This window comes from Stenotrophomonas sp. STEN020, from assembly GCF_056760195.1.
In genome coordinates, this window is sequence record NZ_JBRREI010000013.1 from 76,145 (window position 1) to 97,709 (window position 21,565).

At 60.3% G+C, this 21,565-nt stretch carries 20 protein-coding genes and 5 tRNA genes; 8 read left to right on the plus strand and 17 right to left on the minus strand.

Translation table 11 applies throughout. From position 1 onward, the window contains the following. Positions 1–23: 23 nt before the first annotated feature. Entirely contained in the window at positions 24–518 is a 495-nt protein-coding gene (locus ACVOLZ_RS07910) for a (R)-mandelonitrile lyase (protein WP_481515704.1), read from the minus strand. 261 nt (positions 519–779) lie between these two features. After that, on the minus strand, positions 780–1,829 hold the full coding sequence (locus ACVOLZ_RS07915) for an NAD(P)-dependent alcohol dehydrogenase (protein WP_481515705.1): 1,050 nt from the start codon (positions 1,827–1,829) through the stop codon (positions 780–782). A 126-nt stretch (positions 1,830–1,955) separates the two neighbouring features. Here ACVOLZ_RS07915 and ACVOLZ_RS07920 point away from each other — a divergent pair, with 126 nt between their 5' ends. Next, the gene (locus ACVOLZ_RS07920) at positions 1,956–2,843 is read left to right on the plus strand and encodes a LysR family transcriptional regulator (protein WP_481515706.1); all 888 of its coding nucleotides are present in this window, start codon (positions 1,956–1,958) and stop codon (positions 2,841–2,843) included. Positions 2,844–2,928: 85 nt separating this feature from the next. On the opposite strand, the gene ACVOLZ_RS07925 is transcribed toward ACVOLZ_RS07920, so the two are convergent. The 4 genes from ACVOLZ_RS07925 to ACVOLZ_RS07940 form a co-directional block, all read right to left on the minus strand. Continuing rightward, the gene (locus tag ACVOLZ_RS07925; protein ID WP_481515724.1) at positions 2,929–4,098 is read right to left on the minus strand and encodes a zinc-binding dehydrogenase; all 1,170 of its coding nucleotides are present in this window, start codon (positions 4,096–4,098) and stop codon (positions 2,929–2,931) included. A 268-nt stretch (positions 4,099–4,366) separates the two neighbouring features. Continuing rightward, positions 4,367–4,957, minus strand: a complete 591-nt coding sequence (locus ACVOLZ_RS07930) for a helix-turn-helix transcriptional regulator (protein ID WP_481515707.1) — start codon at positions 4,955–4,957, stop codon at positions 4,367–4,369. A 14-nt stretch (positions 4,958–4,971) separates the two neighbouring features. Continuing rightward, positions 4,972–5,271, minus strand: a complete 300-nt coding sequence (locus tag ACVOLZ_RS07935; RefSeq protein ID WP_481515708.1) for an AraC family transcriptional regulator — start codon at positions 5,269–5,271, stop codon at positions 4,972–4,974. 178 nt (positions 5,272–5,449) lie between these two features. Beyond that, positions 5,450–5,758, minus strand: coding sequence for a hypothetical protein (locus tag ACVOLZ_RS07940; RefSeq protein ID WP_481515709.1), 309 nt, complete (start codon positions 5,756–5,758; stop codon positions 5,450–5,452). 186 nt (positions 5,759–5,944) lie between these two features. On the opposite strand from ACVOLZ_RS07940, the gene ACVOLZ_RS07945 reads away from it, so the two are divergent. Further along, entirely contained in the window at positions 5,945–6,229 is a 285-nt protein-coding gene (locus ACVOLZ_RS07945; protein ID WP_481515710.1) for a hypothetical protein, read from the plus strand. A 66-nt stretch (positions 6,230–6,295) separates the two neighbouring features. On the opposite strand, the gene ACVOLZ_RS07950 is transcribed toward ACVOLZ_RS07945, so the two are convergent. Together ACVOLZ_RS07950 and ACVOLZ_RS07955 are read right to left on the minus strand one after the other, a co-directional pair. After that, positions 6,296–6,976, minus strand: a complete 681-nt coding sequence (locus ACVOLZ_RS07950) for a response regulator (RefSeq protein ID WP_481515711.1) — start codon at positions 6,974–6,976, stop codon at positions 6,296–6,298. 594 nt (positions 6,977–7,570) lie between these two features. Next, on the minus strand, positions 7,571–8,800 hold the full coding sequence (locus ACVOLZ_RS07955) for an EAL domain-containing response regulator (RefSeq protein ID WP_481515712.1): 1,230 nt from the start codon (positions 8,798–8,800) through the stop codon (positions 7,571–7,573). 191 nt (positions 8,801–8,991) lie between these two features. Here ACVOLZ_RS07955 and ACVOLZ_RS07960 point away from each other — a divergent pair, with 191 nt between their 5' ends. From ACVOLZ_RS07960 to ACVOLZ_RS07980, 5 genes are all read left to right on the plus strand, one after another. Further along, positions 8,992–12,033, plus strand: a complete 3,042-nt coding sequence (locus tag ACVOLZ_RS07960) for a hybrid sensor histidine kinase/response regulator (protein ID WP_481515713.1) — start codon at positions 8,992–8,994, stop codon at positions 12,031–12,033. 731 nt (positions 12,034–12,764) lie between these two features. Continuing rightward, a tRNA-Ala gene (locus ACVOLZ_RS07965) sits at positions 12,765–12,840 on the plus strand. A gap of 51 nt (positions 12,841–12,891) precedes the next feature. Next, a tRNA-Glu gene (locus ACVOLZ_RS07970) sits at positions 12,892–12,967 on the plus strand. A gap of 134 nt (positions 12,968–13,101) precedes the next feature. Then, positions 13,102–13,177, plus strand: a tRNA-Ala gene (locus ACVOLZ_RS07975). Between the two features lie 51 nt (positions 13,178–13,228). Further along, positions 13,229–13,304, plus strand: a tRNA-Glu gene (locus ACVOLZ_RS07980). Positions 13,305–13,392: 88 nt separating this feature from the next. Here ACVOLZ_RS07980 and ACVOLZ_RS07985 read toward each other — a convergent pair. Both ACVOLZ_RS07985 and ACVOLZ_RS07990 read right to left on the minus strand, forming a co-directional pair. Continuing rightward, positions 13,393–13,542, minus strand: coding sequence for a hypothetical protein (locus tag ACVOLZ_RS07985; protein ID WP_481515714.1), 150 nt, complete (start codon positions 13,540–13,542; stop codon positions 13,393–13,395). Positions 13,543–13,990: 448 nt separating this feature from the next. Next, a tRNA-Leu gene (locus ACVOLZ_RS07990) sits at positions 13,991–14,077 on the minus strand. Between the two features lie 122 nt (positions 14,078–14,199). Here ACVOLZ_RS07990 and ACVOLZ_RS07995 point away from each other — a divergent pair. Beyond that, on the plus strand, positions 14,200–14,568 hold the full coding sequence (locus ACVOLZ_RS07995; RefSeq protein WP_481515715.1) for a response regulator: 369 nt from the start codon (positions 14,200–14,202) through the stop codon (positions 14,566–14,568). A 138-nt stretch (positions 14,569–14,706) separates the two neighbouring features. Here the strand turns inward: ACVOLZ_RS07995 and ACVOLZ_RS08000 are convergent, their stop codons facing one another. The 7 genes from ACVOLZ_RS08000 to ACVOLZ_RS08030 form a co-directional block, all read right to left on the minus strand. Further along, positions 14,707–17,085, minus strand: a complete 2,379-nt coding sequence (locus tag ACVOLZ_RS08000; protein ID WP_481515725.1) for a Tex family protein — start codon at positions 17,083–17,085, stop codon at positions 14,707–14,709. 114 nt (positions 17,086–17,199) lie between these two features. Further along, the gene (locus tag ACVOLZ_RS08005; RefSeq protein ID WP_481512018.1) at positions 17,200–17,415 is read right to left on the minus strand and encodes a hypothetical protein; all 216 of its coding nucleotides are present in this window, start codon (positions 17,413–17,415) and stop codon (positions 17,200–17,202) included. Positions 17,416–17,541: 126 nt separating this feature from the next. Continuing rightward, positions 17,542–17,976, minus strand: coding sequence for a hypothetical protein (locus tag ACVOLZ_RS08010; protein ID WP_481515726.1), 435 nt, complete (start codon positions 17,974–17,976; stop codon positions 17,542–17,544). 55 nt (positions 17,977–18,031) lie between these two features. Beyond that, on the minus strand, positions 18,032–18,406 hold the full coding sequence (locus ACVOLZ_RS08015) for a YfeK family protein (RefSeq protein ID WP_481515716.1): 375 nt from the start codon (positions 18,404–18,406) through the stop codon (positions 18,032–18,034). After that, on the minus strand, positions 18,403–19,470 hold the full coding sequence (locus ACVOLZ_RS08020) for a class III poly(R)-hydroxyalkanoic acid synthase subunit PhaC (protein ID WP_481515717.1): 1,068 nt from the start codon (positions 19,468–19,470) through the stop codon (positions 18,403–18,405). The genes ACVOLZ_RS08015 and ACVOLZ_RS08020 overlap by 4 nt, the downstream gene beginning before the upstream one ends. Next, positions 19,467–20,609 (minus strand): class III poly(R)-hydroxyalkanoic acid synthase subunit PhaE, encoded by a 1,143-nt coding sequence (gene phaE, locus ACVOLZ_RS08025; protein WP_481515718.1) that lies wholly within the window; start codon positions 20,607–20,609, stop codon positions 19,467–19,469. The genes ACVOLZ_RS08020 and phaE overlap by 4 nt, the downstream gene beginning before the upstream one ends. Positions 20,610–20,663: 54 nt before the next feature. Next, positions 20,664–21,278, minus strand: a complete 615-nt coding sequence (locus tag ACVOLZ_RS08030) for a CDP-alcohol phosphatidyltransferase family protein (RefSeq protein WP_282266279.1) — start codon at positions 21,276–21,278, stop codon at positions 20,664–20,666. Between the last annotated feature and the right edge of the window lie 287 nt (positions 21,279–21,565).

A 21,565-nucleotide genomic window follows, 5' to 3' on the forward strand; every position in this document is an offset into this window, starting at 1 on the left:
GGCAGACATCGCTATCTGGCAGGCTATTGAGCCGCGTGATATTGCTCGTCACTCACCTGCTCCATCCACTCGACATTATTGCCATCAAGCACACCGGTGACAGCCAGATGGGTCATGGCCGTTGTGGAGGCGGCACCATGCCAATGCTTGACGCCTGCCGGGCAGTTGACCACGTCACCCGGCCGGATCTCCTGCACAGGCCTGCCCCATTCCTGACAAAGCCCCACCCCGGACATCACCACCAGACGCTGTCCCGCCGGATGCGTATGCCAGGCCGAGCGCGCCCCCGGCTCGAATGTGACCAACGCCCCGGAAGTGGTGAGCGCCGGATCTGTAGACCACACCGGATCGATGCGCACGTGCCCGACGAAGTGCTCTGCCCCGCCTGCCAGCGATGGCTGGCTGCCGGCTCTTGAGACATGCTGCATTGCCGGTGCTGCCGATACAGGCGTCTCTGCAGTTGCGGTCATCGGCAACGCCACCGCAATGAGCCCAAGGCTCTTCAGTGAATCCTGCATATGTATTCCTTGGAGAACCGGCCCGGGCGTGGCTTCCGGACGGTCGAGAAGTTTCCAGCAACGACCCCGAATGTGGGCTGGCTGTTTTTTTGGGGACAGCGCGGGTTGCTGATCTGCTTGATCAGCAACCCGCCGTAGGCCAGATGGCATGGTCGTCCCGGCGGCGGAAACTGCCGCCAGCCATGTTCAACATTGAGCCCTTGCTGCAGCGCTGACCGTCATGGCCAACGCTGCAGATGATTACCGAGTCACCAAGCCGCCTCAGCTGCCCATGGTTGCGTTGTCGATCACGAAGCGATACTTGATATCGCCCTTGAGCATGCGCTCATAAGCCACGTTGATCTCGTCCGCGCGGATCAGCTCGATATCCGCCACGATCTTGTGCTTGGCGCAGAAATCCAGCATTTCCTGGGTTTCCGGAATCCCACCGATCAGCGAACCGGCCAGGGTGCGGCGTTTCATGATCAGGTTGAACACATTGGGTGACGGGTGCGGCGTCGCTGGCGCGCCGACCAAGACCATCGCGCCATCGCGCTTGAGCAACGCAAGGAACGCATCCAGGTCATGCGGCGCTGCCACGGTGTTGACTATCAAGTCGAACTGGTTGGACTTGGCAGCCATAGCCGCCGGATCGCGCGATACCACGACTTCATCCGCGCCCAGCGCCAAAGCCGCCTCGCGCTTGGATTCGGAGGTGGTGAAGGCGACCACGTGCGCGCCCATCGCATGGGCCTGCTTGATACCCATATGGCCCAGGCCACCAATACCAACCACACCTACTGTCTTGCCCGGGCCTGCGTTCCAATGACGCAGCGGCGAGTAAGTGGTGATACCGGCGCACAGCAGCGGCGCTACGGCAGCCAACTGCTGCTCCGGATGACCAATGCGCAGCACATAGCGCTCATGGACCACGATTTCCTGCGAATAGCCGCCCAGCGTCCAGCCAGGTGCATCCGCGGTCGCACCGTTATAGGTGCCGACCATGCCATCGCAGTAGTTCTCCAGCCCGGCGTCGCAGTCGTCGCAGTGCTGGCAGCTGTCGACGATGCAGCCGACACCGACCAGATCTCCTGGCTTGAAGCCGCTTACGTGCGCACCGACTGCCGCCACCCGGCCGACGATTTCATGGCCTGGCACGCAGGGGTACTGGGTACCTGCCCACTCGGAGCGCACCTGGTGCAGGTCGGAATGGCAGATGCCGCAATAGGCGATGTCAATCTGCACATCATGCGCGCCGGGCGCACGACGGCTGATATCCATCGACTCCAGCGGCTTGTCGGCGGCATGGGCGCCATAGGCTTTGACAGACATGGGAACTCCGGCAGTGATTGGGGGGCTGGCGGCCATTGTCCACCGTGAGGACTCGGCTGATAAGGTAATCAATGCTTCTAGCCACTATTAGCTGAACTAATCAATCAGCCGTGCCACACTGCCGCCATGGCACGACGTAACCTCAATGACCTGTTGGCTTTTGTCACCGTCGCCCGTGAAGGGAATTTCACCCGCGCAGGCGCGCTGCTGGGTGTGTCGCAGTCGGCGCTGAGCCAGGCCATCAAGGCGTTGGAAGAGCGGTTGCAGATACGCCTGCTCACCCGCACAACCCGCAGCGTCTCGCCCACTCCGGCAGGCGAAAGGTTGCTGCTGGCCATCGGCAATCGCTTCGACGAGATCGAAGCAGAACTCGATGCCCTCACTGAACTACGCGACAAACCGGCCGGCTCGCTGCGCCTGACCTGTGGCGATCATTCGCTGCAGACCATCCTGCTGCCCAAGCTACTGCCGCTGATGCACCGCTATCCCGACATCCGCATCGAGTTCGACGTCAGCTACGCGCTGCGCGACATCGTCGCCGATCGCTTCGATGCCGGCGTGCGGCTGGGCGAGAGCATCGACAAGGACATGATCGCCCTGCCGATCAGTCCGAAGGTGCGTATGGCCGCAGCCGCCTCACCGGCCTACTTCGAAAAACATCCGATCCCGAAGGTCCCTGCAGACCTGACCCGGCACAACTGCGTCAACATCCGCTTCGCTACTTCGGGCGGTATGTATGTCTGGGAATTTGAGCGCAACGGCAGGCAGGTGAACGTGCGGGTGGAAAGTCAGGCGGTATTCAACACCTCACCGCCGATGGTGCAGGCCGCTCTCGATGGCCTGGGTATCACCTTCCTGCCTGAGGAGGAGTTTGGCACTCATATCGAGCAAGGCCGGCTGATCCGCGTGCTGCAGAACTGGTGCCCGCCCTTCCCCGGCTACCACCTGTACTACCCCAGCCGTCGCCAGCACTCGGCGGCATTCGCGCTGGTGGTGGACGCGTTGCGCATATGAGCTGGGACGGGCTGGTGGCGCCGGCTGCATGGCAGCGCGAGTAGGCGCCGCAGAACGCATTGATGTGCGCTCCTGCTCGCCAGCATCAGTGCTCGAAATCGGTAATCACCACGCGGGCAATCGAGCCATCCTTCAGCTCTTCATAGCCTTCATTGATTTGCGACAGCGCGATCCGCTTTGACACCAGCCCGGCCAGATTCAAACGCCCGGCCAACGCCATGTCTGCGTAGAAAGGAATATCGCGTTTGAGGTTGGACGACCCCATGTAAACGGTCTCGATCCGGTTCTGGTTGAAAAGCAGGCCAAACGTCTGCAGCTCGAGACTTGTCGCACCGTTGCCAACGCCAATAAGGTAGATGCCGCCACCTTTGGCCAGCATCTGCAGGCCCTGCTCTATCACTGGGCGTATTCCGACAACGTCGAACACATAGTCTGCTCCCGCTGGTATCAGCGCCTTCACTGCCGCAACTGGATCAACCTGGCTGGAGTCAACCACATCAGTCGCGCCGAACTCTTTGGCCCGCGCCAGCTTTCCGGCGGCAACATCGATGGCAATAATCCGCGAAGCACCCGCAAGCACTGCACCGCCGATGACACTGAGCCCAACGCCACCGGCGCCAATGACCACGACGGTCTGTCCGTGCTGCACATTGGCTGTATTGAGTACGGCGCCAGCTCCAGTAAGCACCCCGCAGCCAATCAGTGCTGCCTGCTCGAAAGGCAGCGCTTTTGGCACCAGCGCAATCTGGTTTTCGTGGGCCAGCACCTGTGCGGCAAAACCGCCAAGTCCGTACCCCTGATTCACCGCAGTGCCGTCCGTAGCACGCAGGCGAGGCCGCTCACTTTCGCCACGCAAGGTCGCTTCAGGGTGCAGGCAGTCGTGGGTATGGCCAGAAAGGCACTGTACGCATTTGCCACAGAACTGGATCAAGCTGGCGACCACGTGGTCACCAACGCTGAACTCAATGACTTCACAACCTACGGCGGCGACAACGCCTGCCACTTCGTGCCCGAGCACCAAGGGCGGCGCGTAACCCAGCCCTGCGCTTGCGACGGTGAGGTCGCTGTGGCACAGGCCGGAGGCTTTGACATCGATCAGCACCTCCCGGCCGAGTGGCTGATCCAACGCGATCTCCTGCACAGCAAAGGTGCCGCCGATGGAATTGACAACAGATGCTTTCACGATGAGATCCCCGCAGATGGAGGTGGATGCTTTGTGGAAGGTTGTATGTGGTTGACCAAGGCAGGAGATCACCTGGACCAAGGAGATATGCAGATGCTGCCTTCATTCGCCGGCCACCGTTGACCTTGGTTGCTCAGTCCGCCACTGCGCTGGATCAAACGCTTGGAGGTCCGCGAGCATCGTCTGCCGCAACTTCGAGCGAACTGCACGCCAGTTAGGGCTGCAGTACATACGGCAGCAGATTAGAGGGGAGCGATAGGGCCGCGATAGCCTGATATGCGCAGAGTCTTGCCTGATCCTGCCGATCAGCGGCTGTCCTGCGACATCAGGGTACGGGCAATCACCTGGCTTGGTTCGGCGGCAATACGCCGTTGCGAAAACCATTTGCGTCATGCGAGGGCGTAACGCCAAACAAGCTTTTGTACTCACGACTGAACTGGGACGGGCTTTCGTAACCGACAGCGAACGCTATGCTCGCAATGCTGTCCTCCTGCACCACCAACCGCCGCCGCGCCTCCTGCAGCCGCAGTCGTTTCTGGTACTGCAAGGGGCTCATGCCGGTCACGGCCTTGAAATGTCGATGCAGCGTAGACAAGCTCATTCCCGCTCTCCTGGACAGCACTTCGATCTGCATCGGCAATGCGTACTCACGCTTGATATGGCTGATCGTGTTGCCTATCCGCGCCAGCCGGCTGTCGGACAAGGCGAACCGTCTCAGCAGCGCGCCCTGCCCGCCAAGCAGCAGCCGGTACAGAATCTCCCGCTCATACAAAGGGGCCAATACTGCGATGTCGGCGGGCCGGCTCAGCAGCCCCACCAGGCGCGCTAACGGATCAAGCAGTTCATCACGGAGATCGCCTACGACCACCCCACCAGACGGCTGGAGGTCACGCATTTGCTCGCCCATCTCCAACAGAACCGTGGCCAACATGGCCGGCGCCAAGGTCAGAGCGACCCCAAGGAATGGCTGCGCTGGGCTGGGCTGGCCTGGCGAACCTCGCCAGTGCCGGGAAGATGCACCGATGTCACCGCATAGCGCTGCGCAGACAACTCGAATGACTCCCCGCCAAGACTCATGCGTACGCGACCTTGGGCAACCACCAGCAGCCACGCCTCACGAAACGCTTCAGAAGCAGCGCTGACGCTCTCGGAGCGCATCAGCGCAACACGCGGAATAGGCGTAGGAGTGAAGCCGGCGTCACTGTACCGGGCAATTGCTCGTTGCAGTTCCTTTACGCTGGCCATGCCATCAGCTTAGTCAGCAGACTGTGGAAAGGAATGACCGAAACCCGCTTTTGGCAGAACTCGCAATAGTGACCAACGCGTCTGTCAGCATCGGCCTGGCACTATTGCCTGCACCACAGCCGAACTGGCGGATTACACGCGCAAGTATCAGCTGTGCCCCGCTGGGGGCCAGCTTGACTCACTTGAACACAAGTTTTCCTTTGCTGTGATGCCGTCGCACCAGCTCTTCCAGATAGATATCCAACGCAGCGCGGGCATCTTCAGAAGTCTCTTTGTTCTTCAATGCCCAACTCAAGCGATCCATCAGCACCGGGTCACGGCAATCACCCAGACTGCTTTCATCCCATTGCCGCGCTTTGCGATAACGCTTGGCACGCTCCGCCTGCGATAGCGGCGTGTCGTACAGTCGCGGCCGGCCACGCCGTTTTGCAGGTGCGGGGGCAGCCCCGGCTGCGTCCGCGGCGCTGTTGTCGTCAATCATCGTCATGCCCTTTCCAGATCGGACTCAATAATAAAGTGATCCATCACTTTTTGCGCGGTGTTTTGTCGCATTTCGTCCGCTAGCGAGGTCGTTGCAGCTCAGTTGCTGGATACCTGCTGCAAGCCAAATCCGAATCCGATTCCATTGGTCAACCAAAAAGCAATACCAAGAATCGTCATTGGGACGGGTCCTATGGCTGCACTGGACCGCTTATCACAACATGAGCAAATTCTTGTGCGGCGCCGGTGTGGCGCTCGCACGCGTGCTTTGCTTTTGAGCTGCGGCTGGGAACATACCAAGATGGACAAGAAAACCGCGGACGTCAGACGGCTGCTTATCGATTTCGCCCGACTATCCACTCTCCAGAAAAGCCTGTTTCTGGAGACACTCAACCTCTTCATGTACGCCTCGCCACAACGCAGACGCAAAATCATGCTGCAATGGGAATCGGGGAAAAATGGACTGGACATTGATTGATGCTGCCCGGTGCAAAAGCAAAACAACGCACCGGTTGGACACCAGAATGCGTTGGTATTTGCGTGCTCAAGATGCAGCTGGTGTACCGCCTGAAGACGTCACCAATCCGTTCTCCATAGCGTAGCGCAGCAAGTCAACATCCTTCTCGATGGACAGCTTCTCCATCGCACTGGCTTTCTGCGTACTGATGGTCTTCTTGCTGCGGTGGAGACGTTCGGCGATCTCATTGACCGTCAGGCCGGAGGCATAGAGCCTAACGACTTCGGATTCACGGATGCTCAATACACCAGCAGGGTTGCGGCTGCGTCTGTTGAGCTCGATTCCCTGCACAACCTTCTCGATCGTGGGTGAGTAGTACTTGCCCCCGCTCTGCGCTGCGTGAACTGCAGGCACCAGGTGCGTCAACGCATCCGATTTGCTGACAATGCACATCACCCCCTGGGTCAGCAGGGTATGCAACACCGCCGGGTTATCAAGCATGGTAAGCACCACCAACTTCACTTGCGGATAGCGCCTGGAAATCATCCCAAACAAGGCGATGCCATCGCCAAAGTCGCCAGCCGGCATCGCATAGTCCGAGATCACGACATCACATGCCACGCTGCCGAGCAATGCCATCAGTTCAGTGGAATCAGCTGCGGTCCCGACAAGGTCGAGGGTAGCCACTGATGACAGCTCGTACTTCACACCGGCGATCATGCCCGGGTGATCGTCGGCCAAGACCACTCTGATCTTGAAACCACTCATGGCAAAGCTCTCCGTGAAGTGCACTGGCAGCTGGCCAATCCAGGCTGAGGGGGCATCCCCTGCCCTGCGCGGCACGTCAAGACAGAATTTATGTCACATCACTCTCAAAGACAAAGACTTATGCGTAAAAAAGCGATGATTTCCCCACTACGTACCTAGCGGAACACCGCCAAGCCTTCGGCTTACTCCAGACACGGGCCAAGCCTTACAAAACTGCAGCAGTCGCGCCCCCGCCGACAGCCTCCCCGACGGCCGCGTGCGCCGTAACACCCGCTGCTCCAGCACGAGGAAACATGGCAGCCAGCTCGTCCTTGGTTGCAGCTGCCGGGCACTACCGGGCCTCCGTATCGGCACTGCATTGGTACTCAGTGGACTCGGGCGGACCTTGGCTCCGAGCTGGTTCCGGTAGCGGCCTCTATCGAGAAGCCCATCGCTCCGCGGACGCCTTATGCCGCTACCCCCTGGCCAAGCGACAAGGAGGTAGCAATCCCGGCTATCGGTGCATGACCAAGCCCAGGCCCTTGGATGGCAGATCATGGCTCCCCGTTTGCACCGCGGCTGCTGCTTTGACCGGTTCCTGCAAACTGCGCGGGCTCAGTTCTGGAGGGCAATGTATTGCACGTACTCTGCCTTGGGCAGAGCGCGACTGTGCAGGAAGCCCTGGGTGCTATGGCAACCGAGACTGCGCACCATATCCAGATCCATATAGGTTTCCACGCCTTCAACAACGACTGTAGCTACCATCTGACGCGCCATGGCAATGGTGCTGGCAAGCAGGCAGCGGGCGTGGGCATGCTCACGGGCTTCAACCAACATGCTGCGGTTGATCTTCAACTCGTTGAACGGCACCTGCAGCAGCCTGTCCAATGAAGAATCACCACTACCAAAATCATCAATGGCGCAGTTGAAACCCCGCAACCGCAGCTGGGCAACAGCGCCAGCCAACGCAGGATTGCACAACTCGCCGCCATCCTCGGTGATTTCAATAACCACCCGGCTCGGATCAACGCCAGCGTGGTAGGCATGATCTGCAACAGACTGCGCCCAATGCACACCGGTCGCAACGCGTGCGGGGACATTGACAGCCATCAACAGCGAGGATTCCGCCCCCTCGGCAGCAATGCAGTCAAACGCGCAGGACAGCATGTAGTCAGTGAGAGACTCCAACAGCCCTTCACGCTCGACTGACGGAAGAAACTCAGCCGGGGCCAGCACGGAGCCATCAGCGCGATGCCAACGTGCCAACACCTCGGCACCGCGCAACACACCCGTGATGGCGCAATGCTGGGGCTGGAAGTAGGCTTGGATCTGTTGATCCAGCAATGCCGCGCGTAATTCATCACGCGAGAATCTACGGACAGCGGGCTTTATCGGGGCCAGGCTATCTTGGGCTGACGGCGCCAGTTCGGTGGATGCCGCAATGATGTTCCGGATCTGCTCCGCTTTCAGTGGTTTGCGCAGTGCTGCGACCACAGTGAGGCCCAGGTGCGACGCATAGGCAGAAGCAGCGTTCAGGATGCGGCTGGGCTGGCTGCTGATGATTGCCAGACGCGCTTTGCGGCACCGCCCGGCCAGCAGATCGATCACCTGCAGACCAGTGAGGTCCGCCAGGTCAAGATCGAGGACCACCAGATCCCAGCTGCGGTCGCGCAATGCAGCCACTGCACGGGTCCCATCCAGGGCCGAGGTTACCTCGGAAACCCCCAATTGACGCAGCACCTTGACCATCGGAAGATGCTGAAGCTCGTTGCCATCAACCACCAGCGCGTTCTGGATCATCTGGGTTTCCGGTCGTGGCAACACATATTGTGCGAGAGCGTTCATGGTGCTGTCTCCACGCCAGAAGCGGCGGTATCAGGGAAGGGGCTGTTTTCGATGACGTCATTCTCCCAGCGCTGCCTTCAGGCCTACATCGGCCTAGTCCGAATATTCATCCCGTCCCTTTCAGGCAACGCCGTGAAACCGAACGTTTCACCGCACCAGCGGGCAAAAACCAATTGTGAGTGGAGTCTCAAATGGTCTCCGAGGCAGACACCGCAGACGACAAGCCAAATGCCCAATCACCTGCCCGGGCAAATGCATTGAAGCTGTTGAGCCGACACCAGCGCAGCCTGCTGTATGTGGGCGGCATCGTCACCACGCTGATCCTTGGCGCAGTGACTGCTGTGGTCATTCACTCGCAGATCAAGGACTACATCGCGGAACGAAACGCCGACCAGACAAGCCGCCGGATCGCATTGCAATCGGCGTTCGCGATACGTGAGGGCGCAATGCGCATCACCACCGCGCAGGAAGAGTACGCTTGGGAGTCGCGCCAGAAGCCCGACCCTGAGCTGGTCAACAGGTTCAGCCATAACCGCGGCCGCATGACAATGCAGCGCTCAGCCAATTCGCCGCACGTACTGATCCTAGGGGATATGGATCAGGGGCATACGCTGGAGACCTTCGCACCGTACCTCAAATTGGCTGATGAGATCAGTCATCAGGCCGGCACCTTCGCCCGCGCATTGACGGCATCGATCTACTTCACCAACCCGGATCGGACCTTTCTGGGGGCTGGCCCTCTCCCTGACCGCAACTTGCTGGCCACGCACGCGAAGGAATCCACCGCCGCGCTCATCCAGCGGTTTACGCCAGCTCAACCGAGGGTAGCCACCTCCGACAACCCGCAGTCGGCAGCTGTCGGGCCGGAGTGGCTAGCGGCCGCAAACGACCCGCTTACCGGCAAGCCGTCATTGCTTTTGCGCCAGCAGGCCTTTACCGACGCACAACCATTTGCGGTGTTCGTTGCCTCCTATCCCGTCGAACTCGTCACTACATCGCTCAACTCAACCCAGATTGACGAGTTCTGGGTGATTGCCAACCCTCAGGGCGATTTGTTCCTCGGCTCACAGCAACCTAATGTCCACGAGGTCGCGCAGTTCCCGCTTCATCACTGGGCAGCCGGCGCACCAGCGGACAAGCGCGGCAGGTTCGAGGAGATGAATGGGCGCTTTGTCGCAACAGATCCGGTATCCACCGCCAACGCCGGCTGGTACTTGATCCACACCTTCTCATGGCGAACCATCATTACCGCGTTGTGGCCCAGCCTGCTTGCCTACGTCGCAGCAATGCTGATGGCGATAGGGTTTGTCTGGACGGTATTGCTGCTGATTGAGCGAAAGGTTTTCCGCCCCGGTTATGTGCGTTCAGAGCGCATCATCGAAAGCGAGAACCTCAATCGGACAATGGTCGAGGCCGCGCCATTCGGCCAAGCGCTGATTTCGCCTTCGACAGGTGAGGTTCTGCTGAAAAACTCGGTTATGGCCTCATATGCGGACGCAAGGACTGATTCCAAACGACCCTTGCACCTTGAGTTCCTGGACGCGTTCCGCGCACATGATGCCAAGTCCATCGCATCTCCAGGTGTCGAGTTGAACATCCAGACTGGCGATGGTGCTGATTGCGCTTTGTTGTTGAGCGTTGTCCCCAGCAAGTACCGGGGAACGGATGTCCTGCTATGCAATTTCACCGACATTACCCTGCGCAAGAAGGTTGAACAGGAGCTCGAGAGCGCCCGCGCAGCGTCGCAGGCTGCAAATGAAGCCAAATCAACCTTCCTGGCAATCATGAGCCACGAAATCCGCACGCCGATGAATGCAATCCTGGGCAACCTTGAGCTGTTGGAACGCACTACGTTGACCACCCAGCAAACCAGTCGACTACAGGCAGTCACCTCTTCGTCCTCTGCTTTGCTGAATATCATCAATGACATTCTGGACTTCTCCAAGGTCGAGTCCGGGCAGATGACAATTGAGTCGATACCGTTCGATCTGAGCCAGGTCGCACTGGAGTGCATCGACATGTTCGCGCCCATGGCCCAGGCCAAAGGGTTGGAAATCCACCTCGTTGTTGATGATGGCCTGCAGCCACGCTACATGGGGGATCCAACCCGCATTCGACAGATCATCTTCAACCTGATCAGCAATGCCATCAAGTTCACCGAGGCCGGTGATGTGTTGGTCGAGGTTTACCTGCTGGACGACGAAGCCAGCGACTCGGCGATTGTCCTGGGTGTCAGCGACACCGGCATCGGAATGAGCGCAGCGCAGCAGGCATCGCTGTTCACCACGTTTTCCCAAGCCGACTCCAGCATTGCCCGTCGTTATGGCGGCACCGGGCTCGGACTTGCACTCTGCAAACGCCTTGCGGAACTGATGCAAGGCGGCATCCAGGTGAAGAGCACGCCCGGCAAGGGCAGCACCTTCATGGTGACCTTGCCACTATCACTGCCGGATGCCCACGCCGCAGTGCCGGACCAGCACAAGCCACCCATCATGGTGAGCGCTGCACAGAGCGTCGCACTGCATGTCCTGGTGGTCGATGACCATCCTGCCAATCGGAAACTGCTGCAGCTGCAGTTGGAAGCATTGGGCTGCCGCGCAAGTGCGTTTGAGGACTGCAGCGCAGCGATAGCCACCTTCAACAGCCAGAACTACGATTTGATCCTGACCGATCTGAACATGCCCGGCATGGATGGCTTCGCGTTTTCCCGCTACCTGCGCAAGCGCGGGGTGACCGCGCCCATCATCGCCGTGACCGCACATGCCTCGGACCAAGACAGGTCCCGTAGCAAAGACGCCGGCATCAACAGCATCCTGATCAAACCGGTTTTACTGGAAGCGCTGCGTGCAAGGCTGGCAGAAATCGGCAACGACGCCCTGCCCTTGCAAAGCGAGCGGGGGCAATCGGACATCGCAAAAGGAGTGCTGCCGCCTGAGGTATATGCGCCATTGCTGAGCTCGCTGGAAGATTCAGTCATCGCCATCAGGCAGGCGCTACAACCATCTCCCGCGGACGGTGCTACAGCGATCAACAAGGTGGCCCGGGCTGACGTAATTGGTCAACACCTTCACTCGCTGCGCGGCGCATTCGCCTTCATCCACGAAACAGCCATCACGCAGCGCTGTGCTGCAATGGAGCAATTGCTGCGAGAAGGAGATATGGACAGGCTGCAACAATCACTGCTTGAGCTTGATGCCGCCGCCCACGCAGTACTTGAACACAGGCGTCAGTAAGATATAGGTGGAGCACTCCACGCGCAGTGCCGCACAGCGAAGCGCGTCGCTGGAGCACGGCACGACCACCGTTGAGCAGGCCTTCGTCCACCGTGGCTACCTGCATACCTGATGGACCTTGTTGTCCCAAAAGCTCGACATTGCGAAGTCGCGCTTCAAACCGGCTTTCGCATATGCCCGATCGCGCCCTTGCCGGGCGGTCTCGCAAGCACTGGCCTTCGGCCCTGCAGCGGCGGGACGTCGCCCGGACCGTACGCCGGGCTTTACCGATAGCCTGTCCCGTTGCAGTTGGCGCTGAATTGCCTCCAGCCGTTTGCGCGCGGCCTCGTCTACGGGCGCATCAACAGCGCTCCAACGCTTCAGCTCCAACCCCTCACAAGGTAGGGATTGATAGGAGTGACCTTCGGCAGTCTGGCACTTGTAGACCCAAAATCCCGCTTCACCACCGGTGCTGCCAAGTAGACAGCCCAACACCATGCAAGCAAGAGATGCCACGGCGGACACTCCAACAGGCCTTACCAGCAGCCAGCCTGGCAGTTCGCGACCGCCGGTGATGCAGGCAGTCAACAAAGTCGAGTGTCGGACTTGTCCGCGACTACGCACAAAGGTGGGCTTGTGGCGTCTTTCAGCCCAATCTCATTGGATGAAGAAATTTCTTCACAAATCGCTTGCGGGAAATGTGAAGCCCCGCTATTATTTCTTTCTCGGCAACGACGTAACAACGTTTCACCGGGGCCATAGCTCAGCTGGGAGAGCGCCTGCATGGCATGCAGGAGGTCAGCGGTTCGATCCCGCTTGGCTCCACCAAATCCAAACATTAGGCCGTTTGGATTGTCGACAATTTGATGAGTATAACGCGTCCCCATCGTCTAGAGGCCTAGGACATCACCCTTTCACGGTGGCGACCGGGGTTCGAATCCCCGTGGGGACGCCATTCATCAGGTACAAACGGACCCAGCCGTATCGGGTCTTTTTTTATCGAAGCAATCCTCCCAAGAGATTGCACGGAAGAATAAAAAGCTTCCAATTCGATAAAAAGCCGCTATAATCGCGGGCTAGCAACAACGTGGGGCCATAGCTCAGCTGGGAGAGCGCCTGCATGGCATGCAGGAGGTCAGCGGTTCGATCCCGCTTGGCTCCACCAATTCAGGCCTTAGGCCGCCTGAATCTACAACTTGAGATTTAAAGAATACGCGTCCCCATCGTCTAGAGGCCTAGGACATCACCCTTTCACGGTGGCGACCGGGGTTCGAATCCCCGTGGGGACGCCATTTTTTAGAAAGCTCCGAGAAATCGGAGCTTTTTTTGCCTGATGTTTTTGCTGGCAGTGCACTCCCCTGCCCGCTCGGGTTGAGATCATCAGTCTGCAATCTGACAACCTTGTTGTTCGCGCCATTCAACTGTTGCGACGTCCTGCGATACCGCAGCTTTTGCAGGAGCGGCGTCAGCCGCGAAACCCAGGATCTGCCAGGCATCAGACTGATCGGCAACTGGCGTGACGCCGGCCATATGATTGCGCCATTCCTGCAGCTTGATTTGCCGTGGAGGCCGCCTGCCGAGCATGGCTCTGCACTACGGTCCGGGCATTGCAAAATTGGCAATCGCGCTCCGACATCTACAGGCAAAGATTGGCATCGGCTACGCAGATTCAACTGGCGGTTCCAATTGCCAGCGCTGTCCCTGCGAGGTGATGCATTGGCGAGAAAGCCCGTGCCGAGCATGGCTCGGCACTACAGTGGATTCCCTGCAGCAGAAGTAGCCGCGTTCCGAGATTTGCAGGCCATGAGCCCGCAGCAGCGCAGCCAGCCCACTCAAGCATCGCCGAACCCGCCGGCATCTACTCATTGGTAGAAGTGAATTATCAGCCCGGGTCGATGACTTCGACCTTCCGGAAATTACGGAAACGAACCTCGAATTCCAGGCAAAGAAAAAGGCACCCAAGGGTGCCTGTTTTCTCTGGTGCCGAAGGGGGGACTCGAACCCCCACGCTTTTAAGGGCGGCGGATTTTGAATCCGCTGCGTCTACCGATTCCGCCACTTCGGCTGGCAGGAGCGGAATTATAGCGGAGCTTTGCGCACTTGGGCAGACCCTGGCTGAAAATATTTGTGTAATGCCTGTTTCGGCGACTGGCTATACTTCGACCGATCAAGGTACAGGGGAAAGCGATGGGCTCACTCGAAGGTACGAGAGTGCTGGTCGTGGAGAACGACGAGTTGAACGCCATGCTGCTGCAGATGCAGTTGGAGATGGAAGGGATGCAGGTCGGCGGCGTGGCCGCCTCGGTCAGTACTGCGCTGCAGATGATCGACGAGTTGCAGCCTCAGCTCGTATTCCTGGACTATTGGCTGGCATGCAATGAGAACAGCAGCCCGGTTGCCGAGCGTCTGAGGCAGCGCGGCATCCCGTTCCTGGTAGCCACCGGAATGGAACTCGATCAGCTGCCTGCAGTGTTCGATGCCGGCGTGAAGCTGTCCAAGCCTTACACCGGCAGCGATCTCAGCCAGGCACTGCAACGCGCGCTTGCTCCGGCTTGAGATTCCAGCTTTGTAGGAGCGGTCTAAGCCGCGAAGCAGATAGATCATCGATCGGCACAGATGCCCGGTGCTTCAGCATTGTCAGCTTCGCGGCTTACGCCGCTCCTACAAGATTGATGCGGTCCTGCGGCAGTTGGTTCAGCTGCCGCGCTTTGCTCGTGCAAATGCATCGGCCAGTGCGTTGTTGGCCGGCGCTGCAGACACTACCGGTCGGCCGCCACCATTGCCCGCATTGTTGCGCTGGCCTCGTTGACCGTTGCCGCGCCCAGCGCCAGCAGCACGTCCCTGCCCTGCACCACGCTCGTCACGCTCGGGCTTTTTGGCCGGCGCAGGCGCATCTTCCAGGCGCCGGGTCAGCGCGATGCGCTTGCGTGCCACGTCGACCTCCAGCACTTTGACCTTGACGATATCGCCCGCCTTGACCACGTCACGCGGGTCTTTGACGAAGGTATCGGACAGGGCCGAGATATGGATCAGGCCGTCCTGGTGCACGCCGATATCGACGAACGCGCCGAATGCAGCAACGTTGCTGACCACACCTTCCAGAATCATGCCTTCACGCAAGTCCTTGATGTCCTCGATGCCCTCGGCGAAACGCGCGGCCTTGAACTCTGGACGCGGATCGCGGCCGGGCTTTTCCATTTCCTTGAGGATGTCGCGCACGGTCGGCACACCGAACTTGTCGTCGATGAACTGCTCGGCCTTCAAGCTGCGCAGGTAACTGCCGTCACCCAGCAATGTCTTGATCGGGCGTGCGGCGGCAGCAACGATGCGTTGTACCACCGGGTACGCTTCCGGGTGAACGGCGGAGGCATCCAGCGGCTCGTCGCCGTCGGCAATCCGCAGGAAACCTGCGCATTGCTCAAAGGTCTTGTCGCCCAGGCGCGCCACTTTAAGCAGATCCTTGCGGCGCTTGAACGGGCCGTTTTCATCGCGGTGACGGACAATGTTCTCGGCCACCGTCGATGACAAGCCCGACACCCGCGTCAGCAGCGCGGCCGAGGCGGTGTTGACGAATACACCCACAGCGTTGACGCAGTCCTCGACGCGCGCATCCAGCGCCTTAGCCAAGCGGAACTGGTCCACGTCGTGCTGGTACTGGCCCACGCCAATCGCCTTGGGCTCGATCTTGACCAGTTCGGCCAGCGGATCCTGCAAGCGACGCGCGATGGAAACGGCGCCTCGCAGCGATACGTCCAGTCCCGGGAATTCCTTGGCGGCAAACTCCGACGCCGAATACACCGACGCTCCAGCCTCGCTGACCACTACCTTCTGCAGCTTGGGGTTGGCGCAGGCAGCGATCGCTTCGCCGGCCAGCTTGTCGGTTTCGCGGCTGGCGGTGCCGTTGCCGATCGCGATCAACTCGACGTTGTGCTTGATGCACAGCTGCTTGATTGTCTGCAGCGACTGCTCCCATTGGCGGCGCGGCTCATGCGGATACACCGTATCGGTGGCCAGCAGTTTGCCGGTGGCATCGACCACGGCGATCTTGCAGCCGGTGCGGATGCCCGGATCCAGGCCGAGCACGGCCTTCGGGCCTGCCGGCGCCGCCAGCATCAGATCCTTCAGGTTGTCGCCAAACACCGCAATCGCCTCGGCCTCGGCTTTTTCGCGGGCCTGGTTGAACAGGTCCAGCAGCAGATGCATATGCAGCTTGGCGCGCCAGGTCAGGCGGCAGGCGTCCAACAACCAGCGATCGGCTGGTCGCTCCTTGCTGGCGATGCCTGCGTTGTGGGCGACCCGGCCTTCCGCATACTGGTGCCCGGCTTCAGCGTCACTGCCCGGGTCCAGCTCAAGGAAGATGAACTCTTCGCGGCGCGCGCGGAACAAGGCCAGCAGGCGGTGCGAAGGGATTTTCGCCAATGCTTCGGCATGGTCGAAGTAGTCGCGGTACTTGGCGCCTTCGGCTTCCTTACCTTCGGCGACGCGGGCACGGATGATGCCGTTGCCAGCCAGCCAGTTACGCAGCTCGCCAACCAGGGCAGCGTCTTCACCCCAACGCTCCATCAGGATGGCACGCGCACCTTCCAGTGCGGCCTTGGTGTCCGCGACGCCCTTTTCGGCGTCGATGAAGCCCGCGGCATGAGTCTGCGGATCCAGCATTGGATTGCCAAGCAGCCCATCAGCCAGCGGCTCCAGCCCTGCCTCGCGGGCAATCTGCGCACGGGTGCGACGCTTCTGCTTGAACGGCAGATACAGATCTTCCAGTCGCGACTTGGTATCGGCGCCCATGATCTGCTCACGCAGTGCATCGCTGAGCTTGCCCTGCTCGTCGATGCTGGACAGCACGGCGCGGCGGCGATCTTCGAGTTCGCGCAGATAGGTCAGGCGGCTTTCGAGATTACGCAGCTGGGTATCGTCCAGGCCACCAGTCACTTCCTTTCGGTAGCGGGCGATGAACGGAACGCTGGCGCCCTCGTCCAGCAGCGCGATGGCCGCCTTGGTCTGAGTGGCTTGTGCGCCGATCTCGGCGGCGATGGTCTGCGCGATCTGCTGCGCGAGCTTGATGTCTTGCATTGCCGGTGCGGTAGCCACGGTGACGGGAGCTGCCATTCTGGCAATGCACGGGCTTTGGCGAAAGCCGTTGACAGCACGCGCCGGACCTGCCGCCCGGCGCGTGTGCCTGATTACTCAGGCTAGATGCTGATACAGACGTTGGCTGGCGATGTCATCACGCAGATCTTCCAGCACCATGACCCGCATTGCACCCCTACCAGTCACGCTCATCATCCGTTCGACGTAAATTTCCGGGCCATGCTCGGTATCTGCGCGGGTTTTGCTGAAGCCGTACGGCAACACACCCTTATCGCCATCCTTGCTGCCACCGATATAAAGAACAACTGCCATGGTGGTTCGTGCTCCTGTTGGATCTGTAACAGGTGCAACGATACGCGGGGTGACGTTACAGAGATGTACATAAAAGGTTGTCGTTTGATGTCAGCACTCGCCGCGTCGACATCGACAACTGCACTCTCAGTTGCGACCAGGCCACCAACCGCGGCCGTGCATGGCGTAATAGTCCGCCGCACGTTCAAACGGATTACGCACGCTCACACCGCCGCACAGCAGGTAGACCGGCAGAAACAGTGGGCCCAATACCAAATATTGGAAAACATGCGCGCGCTCATGATCACCCAGACGCACGCGCGGGTGCTCGCAGCGGCCAGCGCGATGTTCGTAGGTTTGACACAGACCATTGAGATCATCACCGGTGTGCAGGATCACCATGCCAAAAGTGATCGCCCCGCCCGGCCCCCAGGGCCAGCGCCGGAATACCAGTGCGCATTCCTTGCGGCTCCAATACGGGCGGGCGCCAGCAAGGCTGCCCAACGAACCAACCACCAAGCCAATCAAGGTATTCGGCGAGGTCCAAACCCCGCCCAGAATGCGCAACCACATCGGGACCATTTCCAGCCGCATGAGACTCAGGCCTGCGCTGTCGATCTGGCGGCCAGCACTGACATCAGCGGGCCGGTGTACGCAGGCGGCGCAGCTGCTGCAGGAACCACGCCGAGGCATCCTGCTCCGGCGCACCACTGCAGGAAACCTTGTACGCCTTGCCACTCATGCTGCTGCGGCTGGCGGCACGTTCAATGAACTGCTCGCTGCTGTCGACCATGTCGCGCTTGAGCAGATAATCGTATTTGCGCTGCAGATGGCCACGGGCAGCCACTGCGTCGTACCAGGTGCCATTGCGCTGAAAGCGGCAGCCGGAGCTTTCCAGCGCCTGCATCAGGCCACTGATCTCACGCTGGGTTGCCGCGCTGGGAGCAGCACTTGCCGGCAAGGCGATCACAGCCAAGCTTGCGGCGAGCAGAAAATTGCAGATCAGCTTCATGCGCGTTTACTCAACCAGTCGTTGATGGCACCGGGCACTTCACGCTGGGCACGCCCGGACACGTAGATGCCGATGTGGCCGCCGCGAAAACCCAGCTCGGTGTAATCCTTACTGCCAACCTGCGCCTGCATCGCCTTGGATGCAGCCGGCGGCACCAGATGGTCCTGTTCGGCATAGATGTTCAGGATCGGCATCTGCACCTGCGCCAGATCCACCGCTTCGTCACCAATGCGGATGCTACCGTTCATCAGGCCATTGGCCTGATAGAACTGTTTGACGAACTGGCGGAAAGTCTCGCCCGCCAGATCGGGGGAATCGAAGATCCACTTTTCCATCCGCAGGAAGTCTTCCAGGGCCTGTTTGTCGTCAAGGATATCCATCAAGCCCACGTACTTCTGCACGTTCAAGCGGAACGGCTTGAGCATCAGGTAACTGGCGTTCATCAGGTCGGCCGGGATGTTGCCCAGCGTATCCACGAACAGGTCCACATCCACATGCCGGGCCCAATGCGAGAGCATGTTGTCCGCGGTATGGAAGTCGACCGGCGTCACCATGCTGATCAGGTTCTGCACCTTGTGCGGGCGTAGCGCGCTGTAACACAGCGCGAACACGCCGCCTTGGCAGATGCCGAGCAGATTGACTGGCGCACCATTGCGCTGCGCACGCAGGTGATCGACCGCACCGTCGATGTAGCGCAGCAGATAGTCTTCCAGGGTCAGGAAGCGCTCTGAGCGGTCCGGGTAGCCCCAGTCCAGTACGTACACATCCTGGCCCAGCGCCAGCAGCTTCTGTACCAGCGAGCGGCCGTCCTGCAGGTCGACCATATAGGGCCGGTTGACCAGTGCGTAGACGATCAACAGTGGCGGCTTGCTGGTATCGGCCTGATCGCTGACGAAGCGATACAACTTGACCTTGCCATCGCTCCACACTTCCTGGCGCTCGGTGACGCCGTAGTCCACGTCTTCAACGCCGGGCAGCAGCTTCAAGCCATCGACCAGTTTGCGCTGCCACTGCAGGGTTTCCTGCAATAGATCGTCGTTGCCGAAACCGAGCGGTCCCTTCATTTGGCACTCCTGCGACGGGCCGGTGCGGACTTCGGCTTAGTGGTCGCCGTTTTCTTGGCGACCACTTTCTTGGCCACGGCCTTCTTTGCTGCAGGCTTTTGCGCGACCTTCTTGGCAGCCGTTTTTGCGACGGCTTTTTTGGCAGTCTTTTTTGTCGCTTGTTGTGCTGCAGGTTTCGCAGGTTTGGTCGCCGGCTTTGCTGGCGAGTTCTTCGCCGTCCGGGGCTCTGCCGTCGATTGCGCCGTAGCGCTGGCCTGCTGACCTGCCGCGATCAAGCGCCGCACCTGCCGCTCCAACTCAGCGATGCGCCGATGCGCCGCGTCCATTTCAGTGCGGGTGGGCACGCCCATGGCATCACAGGCGCGCTCCAGCTCACTCTGCGACGCTGCGCGCAGACGCATCTGGGCATTGGCCAACTCGCCATAAATGCGCTGGAAATCTTCGGAAAGCGCCACCTTGGCATACGCTTCCTCGGCAGCATCAATCCACAGGTCGAACATCGCCCGCGCACTGGTCAATTGGCTACCGGGCACTTCGTGTTCGGCCAGCTTGGCCTCGAAGCGTTTGAAGGCATCATCCAGCACGTTGCGGATCGTATCCACATAGGCTTCGGCCCGCGTCTGGTATTCCTGCTGGATCTTCAGCAAGGCCTGCCAACGCGCCTGATGCTCCCGAGCGGGGCCGAATGCCGGCGCATTCAACCAATCGCCGCCGCCGAAACCACTCTGCGCAGCCTTGGCGAACTCGCGCAGCCAGGGTTGATCGTTCAGGGCATTGCCACCGCGTGCAGCACCCAGCATCCACTGCAGCAGATCCTCGCCCTGCCCTGCCTGCACAGCTTCACGCCAGGCACCGGCGACCTCCGCGGCCGAGGTATCACGGCCAGCAAAGCGCGCAGCCACCTGCTGCATCATGCCCAGCCAATCGCCGGCCTGATGCTGGAAACGCGCGCCCAGCGCCTGCACTTCCGGCGGCGTATCGGTACTGACCAAGCGGGTCCATTGGGCGATGCTTTCACGCCAGGGGAAATCACCGCCTGCCGCTGCGCCAGGGCCGTGCATGGCCTGTGACCATGCCTCCCACGCACCGCGCATGCTGGCCTCGAAATCCGCGTTGTCGTTGTTGCCTGCCGCCGCCATTGCTTTACTCCCGGGATGCCCGGTGATGATAGCAATGCGACCGGCTTACCGGCGTCAGGGCTTGGGAATCCGCAGCGTCTTGCTGATCATCAATGAGCCGGACAGCGCAAACAGCAGGACCAGCGGATGCAGCTGCCATGGGCCAAGCTGCCAGCTGCCACCCCACAGCGCCGGGCCAATCGCATTGAAGTGGGCCGCCAAGGCCAACACGATGACCAAGGCCAAACTGGTCGGAATCGGCGTGCCTTCGAAATACGGCACCTTGTCCGACTCACCGGCGATCTCCACGGCGGTTACGTTGTAGCGGGCCAGGCGACTGACGCCGCAGCAGACGAAGTAGCTCAGGATCAACCAGTCCCAAGCGCCTTGCATACCGCAGGCATAGGCCAGCGCAGCCGGCGCCACGCCGAAGGAAATGACATCGGCGAGCGAATCCAGCTCCCGCCCCAGGGTGGACGAGGACTGCCGCCAACGCGCAACCCGGCCATCCAGCGCATCGAAGATAAACGCCAGCGGGATCAAGGCCATGCCGAACATCAGGAAGCCGCGTTCACCGTCCTGCAGGAAACGCATTGCCGCGAACACCGCGCCGGTGCCGCAGAACGCGTTGCCGAGGGTGAACCAATCCGCGAGCTGGAACTCACGGAGCATCGAGAAATGGCGTTTCATGGGAACTCACGGGATATTGACCGCAACAGGGTACCGCGAGCGCCTGAACAGTGGACAGTACCCGCGCCTGGCCAGCCAGCCTGGCCACAGCTACGGCGCGGGGGATATCAAGCCACCGCTGGACCCGCCGCGCTCGACTCCAGATCGCTCTACCCGCATCGAAACCAGCGATGGCAGCTGGAGCCGGGCTTTGCCAATGAAGACAGACCGGGGCGAATAAAACAGACGGATTGTAACACGCCTGGTTAGGCACCGGCAGTAAAGCAGAAAACACGTGGTAAGCAGGA